Annotated in this window: 8 protein-coding genes and 1 pseudogene; 5 read left to right on the top strand and 4 right to left on the bottom strand. The window is 64.5% G+C overall.

Translation table 11 applies throughout. The features are described 5' to 3' along the window. The first annotated feature begins 96 nt into the window (after positions 1-96). The 3 genes from VFH65_RS15350 to VFH65_RS15340 all read left to right on the top strand — a co-directional run bounded on the left by VFH65_RS15350 (position 97) and on the right by VFH65_RS15340 (position 2,515). Positions 97-1,596 carry a DUF4185 domain-containing protein gene (locus tag VFH65_RS15350; RefSeq protein ID WP_353322561.1) on the top strand — a complete coding sequence of 500 codons (1,500 nt, stop codon included), beginning with the start codon at positions 97-99 and terminating at the stop codon, positions 1,594-1,596. A 101-nt stretch (positions 1,597-1,697) separates the two neighbouring features. Then, positions 1,698-2,171 (top strand): hypothetical protein, encoded by a 474-nt coding sequence (locus VFH65_RS15345; RefSeq protein WP_353322560.1) that lies wholly within the window; start codon positions 1,698-1,700, stop codon positions 2,169-2,171. Positions 2,172-2,221: 50 nt separating this feature from the next. Continuing rightward, positions 2,222-2,515 (top strand): GNAT family N-acetyltransferase, encoded by a 294-nt coding sequence (locus tag VFH65_RS15340; protein ID WP_353322559.1) that lies wholly within the window; start codon positions 2,222-2,224, stop codon positions 2,513-2,515. Here the strand turns inward: VFH65_RS15340 and VFH65_RS15335 are convergent. The 3 genes from VFH65_RS15335 to sucC all read right to left on the bottom strand — a co-directional run bounded on the left by VFH65_RS15335 (position 2,512) and on the right by sucC (position 6,235). Next, positions 2,512-4,038 carry an acetyl-CoA acetyltransferase gene (locus tag VFH65_RS15335; protein WP_353322558.1) on the bottom strand — a complete coding sequence of 509 codons (1,527 nt, stop codon included), beginning with the start codon at positions 4,036-4,038 and terminating at the stop codon, positions 2,512-2,514. The genes VFH65_RS15340 and VFH65_RS15335 overlap by 4 nt on opposite strands. Positions 4,039-4,128: 90 nt before the next feature. Next, the gene (sucD, locus tag VFH65_RS15330; RefSeq protein WP_353322557.1) at positions 4,129-5,031 is read right to left on the bottom strand and encodes a succinate--CoA ligase subunit alpha; all 903 of its coding nucleotides are present in this window, start codon (positions 5,029-5,031) and stop codon (positions 4,129-4,131) included. 10 nt (positions 5,032-5,041) lie between these two features. After that, positions 5,042-6,235 carry an ADP-forming succinate--CoA ligase subunit beta gene (sucC, locus tag VFH65_RS15325; protein WP_353322556.1) on the bottom strand — a complete coding sequence of 398 codons (1,194 nt, stop codon included), beginning with the start codon at positions 6,233-6,235 and terminating at the stop codon, positions 5,042-5,044. Between the two features lie 244 nt (positions 6,236-6,479). Between sucC and VFH65_RS15320 the strand changes: the two genes are divergently transcribed. Both VFH65_RS15320 and VFH65_RS15315 read left to right on the top strand, forming a co-directional pair. Further along, positions 6,480-7,568, top strand: coding sequence for a M23 family metallopeptidase (locus VFH65_RS15320; protein WP_353322554.1), 1,089 nt, complete (start codon positions 6,480-6,482; stop codon positions 7,566-7,568). After that, positions 7,569-8,150 (top strand): hypothetical protein, encoded by a 582-nt coding sequence (locus tag VFH65_RS15315; protein ID WP_414688430.1) that lies wholly within the window; start codon positions 7,569-7,571, stop codon positions 8,148-8,150. It abuts the gene before it with no gap. A 71-nt stretch (positions 8,151-8,221) separates the two neighbouring features. On the opposite strand, the pseudogene VFH65_RS15310 reads toward VFH65_RS15315, so the two are convergent. After that, positions 8,222-8,561, bottom strand: a pseudogene (locus VFH65_RS15310) (ATP-dependent DNA helicase PcrA); the annotation flags it as partial.

Here is an 8,561-nt window from a genome sequence, read left to right as displayed (position 1 = left end):
TGGGCAGCGCGCCTCTTCCGTCAGCGGTGATTTGGTGCCAGGCACCTGGATTCCGGCGGTTTACGCTGGTACGGCACACGCCGTCCAGGAAGCCCGATGTCGATCTCGCTGATCCGCGCGCAGAACCCGCAAGGGGTCGTCGACGCGGGCATGGCCGAACAACGAAAGGCCGCCGACCTCGACGCGATCATCGGCGAGCAGGTGCGCTCGGTGAACACGTTGCGCGAGAGCTGGTTTGGCCGCGGCGCAAACGCCGCGATAGCGAAGGCCTACCGCGACATCCAGAAACAACGCCTCGAACACGACAAACTGGCGGCGCTGGCCGCGGCGATGCAGTCAGGCGGACACGCATTAGACGCCTGCCGCGATGTTCTGCTGACGTGGGTGGAGATCGCGTCATCGATGTTCGACGTGTCCGACGCGGGCGTAGTGACACCGCGTCCGCCGAACGACACCGCGCCATGGGTCGCGATCGCCGCGACCTACACCAGGCTGATCCAGCAGATGATCGAGGCATTCTTCAAGGCGGATCAAACCGTGGCCAAGGGCATCGGCGCGATCAACGCGGGCTGGCTGCCCGGCAACAACCCATTGCCGGGCGGCATCGACCCGGACAGCCTCAACAACGCGCAGATGCAGTGGCTGCAGAGCCTGGCGGGCTCTGGTCACCCGAAGACGGGTGAGGGCGGTGTGGGTGTGCCGAACACCGACCTGTCGATCATGGGGATGACGCCCGACGGGCGGCTCTACACCATCCAGGGCGACACAGCCGTCGGCATGAAGGACGGCGGCGGACCCGGCCCACGGCCCGAACGCGGCGGCCACAACAACATCATCTTCTGGAAGATGGACGAGCACGGGAAATGGGTGGTCGACGAGATCGTCAACGACCCGTTCCCGAACTCGCACGGCGACATCTCGACGATCCCGACGTCGACGTTCACCGACGGCGACGCCATGTACACGTCGGTGATGAACGTCGAGAACTGGAAGGGAGGCACATGGCAGACGCGTAGTTCGGAGCTGTACAAGTCGACCGACGGCGGCCGAACGTGGACACCGGCGGGTCCCACGTGGTCGAACACGGGCCCCGATCACAATCAACCGTTTCAGGTGCAGAGCTTCTCGCCGAGCGATGACGGCTACGTCTACATGTACGGCACCCAGGACGGCAGGGAGAACGACGGAATGCACGTTGCGCGTGTACCCGTCGGCGCAATTGAGGATCCTTCTCAGTACCAGTACTGGAATGGCTCGTCGTTCTCGGCCAACCAGAATCCCGCCACCAGCCCGGTTATCCTCCAACCGCCTGCGGAGTATACCGGTGTCGGTGAACCGAACGTGCACTTCTACGACAACAAGGCGCTGCTCACCTTCAACGACAACAGTGGCAACGTGTTCACCAGTTCGTCGACTGACGGAATCAATTGGTCGACACCGCAACTCGTCACGTCACAGCCCGGCGCCTACGGCATCTACCAATCCCCGTTGTCTGGAGGGGATTCCGTCGATGCCTCCATCTCGCTGTGGAATCCCTACGGCACTCAGCTTGTCCAGATCCAGAACTCCGACACCCGAGGATTGGGGACGTACTAGTGAGAATCGCCATCGCGCCGATAGCAGTTTGCGTTGTTATTGCCGCCGCCGGATGCACACCGTCCGGTGAATCGGTATCAAACCAGTCGACGTCGTCGAAAGTGCCATCGTTACCCGCGACGACGGAATCGACCACTACGGTCGCACCGGCGATCGCCGGCTTTCCCGACTTGTCGAACTACACCGAAGACACCTCCGGCTCTTACGAGGCCATCAATCGCCCCCGCATACAAGGTTTCAGGTTCTCCACACCCAACGGGCTCATCTGCGTTAGCAACGCCTATCCCGACGTCGAGTACGAAACAGTGGGCTGCCGCGGGCCGATGCCGCATGAAGGCCCTGGCGTTTGGTCGGTCGATGCGAGTCGCGGTCAGCAGACGACTGTCGAGCCGATCACCGGCGATCCGAGTTACGCGGCGGCCGTGAAGGACCCGCCGCCGGTGCTACCACCGATGCACAAACTGAATACGGTCGCGGGTGATGCGGTGTGCGCAGTCGATGACAAGGGCATGACTGCATGCCAGGTCGGAGACCACGGCTTCGTCCTCACACCGACATCGACGAAGCTGTTCTAGATGCGGAATCGATGGACAGTAATCCTGGTCGCGGCAGCGTGTGTCGCCGCATGCAGTCCCGCCAGGTCCGCCAATCCGGAAAGCGGTCCGCCGACACCGATGGCGGGCCGTTGCCGGAAATCACCATCGCCGTGGTCCCGGAGATGCGCGGCAATGGTGTCGGTGGCGCATTGCTTGACGAGTTGGTTCTGCGGTGCACGGGAATTTGCAAGGCATTGACGCTGAACGTCCACCAAAGAAGTCCCGCAGCACACTTGTACGAGCGCAAGGGGTTTCGGCTGATCGGTCAGGGTCGTGGCGCCCTCGGTAACGCCATGCGCTTGGATCTGAGTCAGCGGGTTTAAGCCAGACTCGCGCGGTTGCCGTGCTCCGTTGACCTCACACTGATCGCGGCCCCAAGCGGATCACCGTCGGACATCAGCGCCACCAGATCCTCATCTTCGGTGGTGGCCATGAACCGGCTGTTGTCAGAATCCAGGCGGCCGACGATGATCCCGGTGCGGATCGGCCAGTCGTAGCGCACCGAGTAGGTCTCGATCGTCGCGGCGCCTTCAGGATTCCGGGTCACGGGGACCTTCGGCAACGCGGCGATCTGTGCCTTCAGTTCCTCGCTGCGGTCGGTCCGCCATTCGACGGGCTCGGTGGAGTAGATGCCGACCGAGTACTTGCTCATGATGCCGCCGTTGGCGCCGACGAAGCCGAATTGTCCTGATGCCTGGCGCATCTCGCTCACCGTCTCGGCAATACCGTGCAGTGAATAACTGTTTCCGGGCCCCCCGAAATACGGCAATCCACCGGTAAGGGTCAGGCCACGCGGATCGTCACCCTCGATACCGAGGGCCTCGCAGATCACGAAAACCGGGAACGGGAAGCAGCTGTACAGATCGAACGTGGCGATGTCGTCGACGCCGATTCCCGCCACCGACAACGCTTCTCGCGCGGCCATCACCGAAGCGGGGCTGGCGCCGAGGTCGACGCGATCCAGCGTCGCCTGCTCGATCATGTCGGCGTGGCCGTGCACGTACACCCACTTGTCTTCCGGCACGCCCAGCCGCCGGGCCGCCTCGACCGACATCATGATCGCCGCCGCACCCTGGTTGACCTGATCCCGTGCGACGAGCAGGCGCGGATACGGGTCACAGATCATCCGGTTGTCGTCGGTGACGGTGACGATCTCGTCGACCGACCGCTCCACCGGCGACGACGAAAACGGGTTCTTGGCAGCCACTTTCGAGAACGGCGCGAACAGCTCGGCCATCCTCTGGCGATAATCTGCCACGCTCAGGCCAAGGCGTGCCCGACGGGCGTTCTCGAGCAGGCCGTACTGGACCGGAGCTCCCGTTAACCCGTGCTGAACCGTGTATTCGTCGATGTAGCTGAAAATCTGGTGACCGCGGTCCTCGAGCTGCCCTTCGACATGCTCGCTGAAGTCCGGTTTGTCATCCCTGCTCGCGAAGTACTTCGCCGTCGAACCCGGCTCGGAGCCCATGATCATCACGACGTCGGCATCACCCGCGACGATCGTGTTGCCCGCCTCGGTGACCAATTTCTGTGGGCTTTGTCCGCCAACCGGTTCGAGCACGACGCGGGCAGGATCGCCGCCCAGCCGATTCATCACCGAGCGTGGGTAGTTGTTCGACTTGCCCAGCACCGCAGGCATCGGCCCCGAGATCTCGAACTGGCGCAGCCCGTACACCGTGTCGATCGCCGCCGCGATTCTCGCCGAGGCGGCTCCGGTGTCAGCCAGCGCCGCTCGCGCGGCCTGGGTCGCCAGCTCGACCGCCGACATCCCTCGGTAGGACGGATCGTCGATGCGTTCGGTGAACTGACCGACGCCGACGACGACTGGGGTCCGCGGATCCACCATTACAGACCTCCTGACGGGTGTTAATTCGTCAGGCTAATCGATAACTAGAACGCGTTCCTAATCCTGCGGCCAAGTTCACACCGGGAGCGCCTACAGGCTTTGCAGGATCTCCCTGGCCAGCCGGGCGGTCTCCGACGGGGTCTTGCCGACCTTCACGCCCGCGGCCTCCAGCGCTTCCTTCTTGGCCGCAGCGGTGCCCGACGAGCCGGACACGATCGCGCCGGCGTGGCCCATCGTCTTACCCTCCGGCGCGGTGAATCCCGCGACGTAGCCGACGACCGGCTTGGAGACGTTGGCCTTGATGTAGTCGGCGGCACGTTCCTCGGCGTCGCCGCCGATCTCGCCGATCATCACGATGACCTTGGTGTCGGGGTCCTTCTCGAACGCCTCGATGGCGTCGATGTGAGTGGTGCCGATGACCGGGTCACCGCCGATGCCGATGGACGTCGTGAAGCCGAAATCGCGGAGCTCGAACATCATTTGGTAGGTCAGCGTGCCGGACTTGGACACCAGCCCGATCGGGCCGGGGCCGCTGATGTTGGCGGGCGTGATCCCGACCAGCGACTGTCCCGGGGTGATGATGCCGGGGCAGTTGGGCCCGATGATGCGGGTCTTATTGCCCTTCTCGACGTTGTAGGCCCACGCATAAGCGCTGTCCTGCACCGGAATTCCCTCGGTGATGACCACCAGCAGCGGGATCTCGGCGTCGATGGCTTCGATGATGGCGTCCTTGGCGAACTTCGGCGGCACGAAGATGATCGACACGTCAGCGCCGGTCTTCTCCATGGCCTCGACGACGGTGCCGAACACCGGCAGTTCGACGTCGTTGTCGTTGACGTCCTTGTGCGCCACCGTCGTTCCGGCCTTGCGCGCGTTCACGCCGCCGACGATCTGCGTACCCGCCTTGAGCATCCGCGCGGTGTGGGTGGTGGCCTCGCCGCCAGTGATGCCCTGGACGATGACCTTGTTGTCCTTCGTCAAAAAGATTGCCATGTCAGTCCTTTCAGGCCTTGGCTGCTTCAGCGGCCTTGGCGGCGGCGACGTCGGCGGCTTCGTCCATCGTGCCGACCTCGGTCACAAGCGGGTGGTTGGCCTCGGCCAGGATGCGACGGCCCTCGTCGACATTGTTGCCGTCGAGCCGGACCACCAGTGGCTTGTTGGCCTCGTCGCCGAGAATCTTCAGCGCTTGGACAATGCCGTTGGCCACGGCGTCGCATGCGGTGATGCCGCCGAACACGTTGACGAACACGCTCTTCACCTGGGGGTCGTGCAGGATGACGTCCAGCCCGGCGGCCATCACCTCGGCCGAGGCGCCGCCGCCGATGTCGAGGAAGTTGGCCGGCTTGACTCCGCCGTGCTTCTCGCCGGCATACGCGACGACGTCCAGCGTCGACATCACCAGCCCTGCGCCGTTGCCGATGATGCCGACCTCACCGTCGAGCTTGACGTAGTTGAGGTCGTTCTCCTTGGCCTTGAGCTCCAGCGGATCGGTGGCGTCGCGGTCCTCGAACTCCACGTGCTCGGGATGACGGAAGTCGGCGTTGGCGTCCAGCGTGACCTTGCCGTCGAGCGCCAGGATCTGCCCTGGGTCGTTCTCCCCGAGGGAGGGAGTTCGCACCAACGGGTTCACCTCGACCAGGGTGGCGTCCTCGGCGACGAAGACCTCCCACAACTTCTGGATCGTCACCGCCGCCGCGTCCAGCACCTCAGCGGGCAGGTGGCCCTGCTCGGCGATCGACCGCGCGAAGGCGAGGTCCACACCCTTGACGGCGTCGACAGGCACCTTGGCGAGGCGCTCTGGCTTGGTCGCCGCGACCTCCTCGATCTCCATGCCGCCCTCGACCGAGCACATCGCCAGGTAGGTGCGGTTGGCGCGGTCGAGCAGGAAGGAGATGTAGTACTCCTCCGCGATGTCGCTGGCCTCGGAGACCAGCAGCTTCTTGACGATGTGGCCCTTGATGTCCAGGCCGAGGATGTTCTGCGCGTGGGTGAACGCGTCGTCGGCGGTGGCGGCGTACTTCACGCCACCGGCCTTACCGCGTCCGCCGGTTTTGACCTGCGCCTTGACCATGACCGGCTTGCCGATCTCCTCGGCGATGGCCTTGGCGTCCTCGGCGGTGACGGTCACGCGACCGGGCGTGGTGGGCACGTTGTGCTTGGCGAAGAGCTCTTTCGCCTGGTATTCGAAGAGATCCATGGACTCGCTGTCTGTCGTTGACTTCGAAGGTTTGCGCCTGACGGGCTCGGGGGAACTTTATCCACACGCGCCGAAAGCTTCGGCATCGCCTACCGCTCTTGTGGTAGATCTCACCGCCGGGTGAAGGTGATACACGTCACAATCCCCGGCGGAATACCCGCTCGGGTTGCCACAAACATTGGAGTTTGGTTAACGTCCTCTGGTCTAGATAACGAACAGATCACGACCAGAAGGACATTCCAGCTTGGCTCGGCACCGTTCGTCCGCCCCTCCCAACGGAGTATCGACGAACGCACGGCCCGTCCGGACCGCTACCGGGGTCTCTGTAATCCCCGAAGAAGCCACCGAAATCACGGACATCATTCCGTTCAACGAGTTCGGCGACCTGGCTGACCTGGACTTTCGAGAGAACAGCGCGTTCGACCGCGAATCGCAGGTCATCCACGCGCCCGAACTCGACGATCTTCACGACACCGACGATCTGACTCCTCTGCGCCTGGCGGTGCCGTCACAGTTCCGCCCCGATGCTCGCGAGGAACGACGCTCGTCGCATGCCTACCGCGACAGCTACACCGACGTCAGCGACGGCATGGCCGCCACCGACATCATCGACATCGGCAGCCGCCGGGGCCTTCATCGCAAGGACGAGGGCGTTCCGGTCAAGGGCAGGCTGATGGTCGCTGCGATGGCTGTCGGCGCGACCGCGGCCGGCGCATATTCGATGTCCAACGCCACCGACAAGGCGCCCGAAGAAACTGTGCTGGCCGCTGACCAGTCCGTCATGGGCGGCGGCGCCATCAGCGGCTCGGTGGACGGCATGCAGATCGTGACCGTCGCGCCGGCGGCCAACTCGTCTGTGCACGCCGAGGAGATCACCAAAGCCGCCGCGTTCGCGCAGGAGCGCGCTGAGCGTGAAGCACGGCTGGCACGGCCGCTGTTCGTGATGCCGACCCGCGGCGTGTGGACGTCGGGCTTCGGATACCGGTGGGGCGTGCTGCACGGCGGTATCGACATCGCCAACTCGATCGGCACCCCGATCCTGGCTGCCTCCGACGGCGTCGTGATCGACGCAGGACCCACTGCGGGATATGGCATCTGGGTGAAGCTTCGCCATTCGGACGGCACCGTGACGCTGTACGGCCACCTCAGCGCCGTGCTGGTCAACATCGGCGAGCGGGTGTACGCGGGCGACCAGATCGCCAAGATGGGCAACACCGGCAATTCGACCGGTCCGCACCTGCATTTCGAGGTTCTCCTCAACGGCACCGACCGTGTCGACCCGGTCGGTTGGCTGGCCAAACGGGGACTCGCCCCCGGCAACTACTCTGGCTGAGTGGCCAGCGACGAGACTCCAAGCTCTCCACACATAATTCGGCGACACCCGACGGGTGAGATCCCCGTCGTCAGCCAGGACCCGCAGACCAACATCATCCGCCGTCACCCGACGGGCGAGATTCCCGTGGCCGACAGCGCTGAGCCGCAGACAAGGTACATACCGCGGGCCAAGCCCGTCATGGTGGGACGGCCTCAGTCAGCCGCGGCTCCGAACATGGCGATCACGACGGCGATCGTGAGCATTCTGTCCGGCTGGGCGACCGCCGTCATCGCCACCGATCTGATCACCGGCTGGTGGCGGTCGGACCGGCTGTTCTGCGTGGCCGTCGGCTTTCTCACCGCGGTGTCCGCGGCGGCCACCATCGGCGGTTTGATCGCGCTGCTGCTGCGTCGCCGGATGGGCAGACTGCTGATCGTGGTGGGTTCGGTTGTCGCGCTGTTGATCTTCTCGAGCCTGTTCGTGGCCGGCGCCAAGCTGCCGCCATCGGTGTACGCGATTCCTGTGCTGCCGGTGGCCAGCATCCTGCTGGTGCTGCTGCCGGCCACTGGCCGGTGGGCCAAGTCTGCGCAAGCTGCCTAGCGCCGAAACGTACGTTTTGGCGAAGAAGTTCGAGTAGAACGCACCAAAACGTACGTTTCCAGGGCGGGGTGCTAGAGCTTGCTGACCGGCGCGTGGTTGTGCATCAACTTGACCCGGCCCGCGCTGCCGAAGTCGATCAGCGACATCGCGGATTCGCCGACGCCCGAGACCTCCTCGACGCGGCCAAGTCCGTACTTGTCGTGGTTGACCCGATCGCCCGGCTCGAGCACCAGCATGGGGCGCTTGCCTGCCGCCGCCGAGCGCGACGGGGACGGCCGCGGCGCGCCGAATCTGCCGGCACCGCTGACCGGCGCGCTGAACGACGGTGTCGGATCGGTGCGCCGCCACTCGATAAGGTGCTGTGGAATCTCTTTGAGGAACCGCGATTCGGGGTTGAGCATCGGCTGGCCC

The sequence above is a fragment of the Mycobacterium sp. genome, from assembly GCF_035697385.1.
GTDB lineage: Bacteria > Actinomycetota > Actinomycetes > Mycobacteriales > Mycobacteriaceae > Mycobacterium.
The sequence above is the reverse complement of the archived record's forward strand: the minus strand, read 5'-3'. Positions and strand labels throughout refer to the sequence as shown.

Coding starts and splice junctions, on each gene's coding strand:
- VFH65_RS15350 (WP_353322561.1), top strand. CDS start 97: ATGTCGATCTCGCTGATCCGCGCGCAGAACCCGCAAGGGGTCGTCGAC.
- VFH65_RS15340 (WP_353322559.1), top strand. CDS start 2,222: ATGCAGTCCCGCCAGGTCCGCCAATCCGGAAAGCGGTCCGCCGACACC.
- VFH65_RS15335 (WP_353322558.1), bottom strand. CDS start 4,038: ATGGTGGATCCGCGGACCCCAGTCGTCGTCGGCGTCGGTCAGTTCACC.
- sucD (WP_353322557.1), bottom strand. CDS start 5,031: ATGGCAATCTTTTTGACGAAGGACAACAAGGTCATCGTCCAGGGCATC.
- sucC (WP_353322556.1), bottom strand. CDS start 6,235: ATGGATCTCTTCGAATACCAGGCGAAAGAGCTCTTCGCCAAGCACAAC.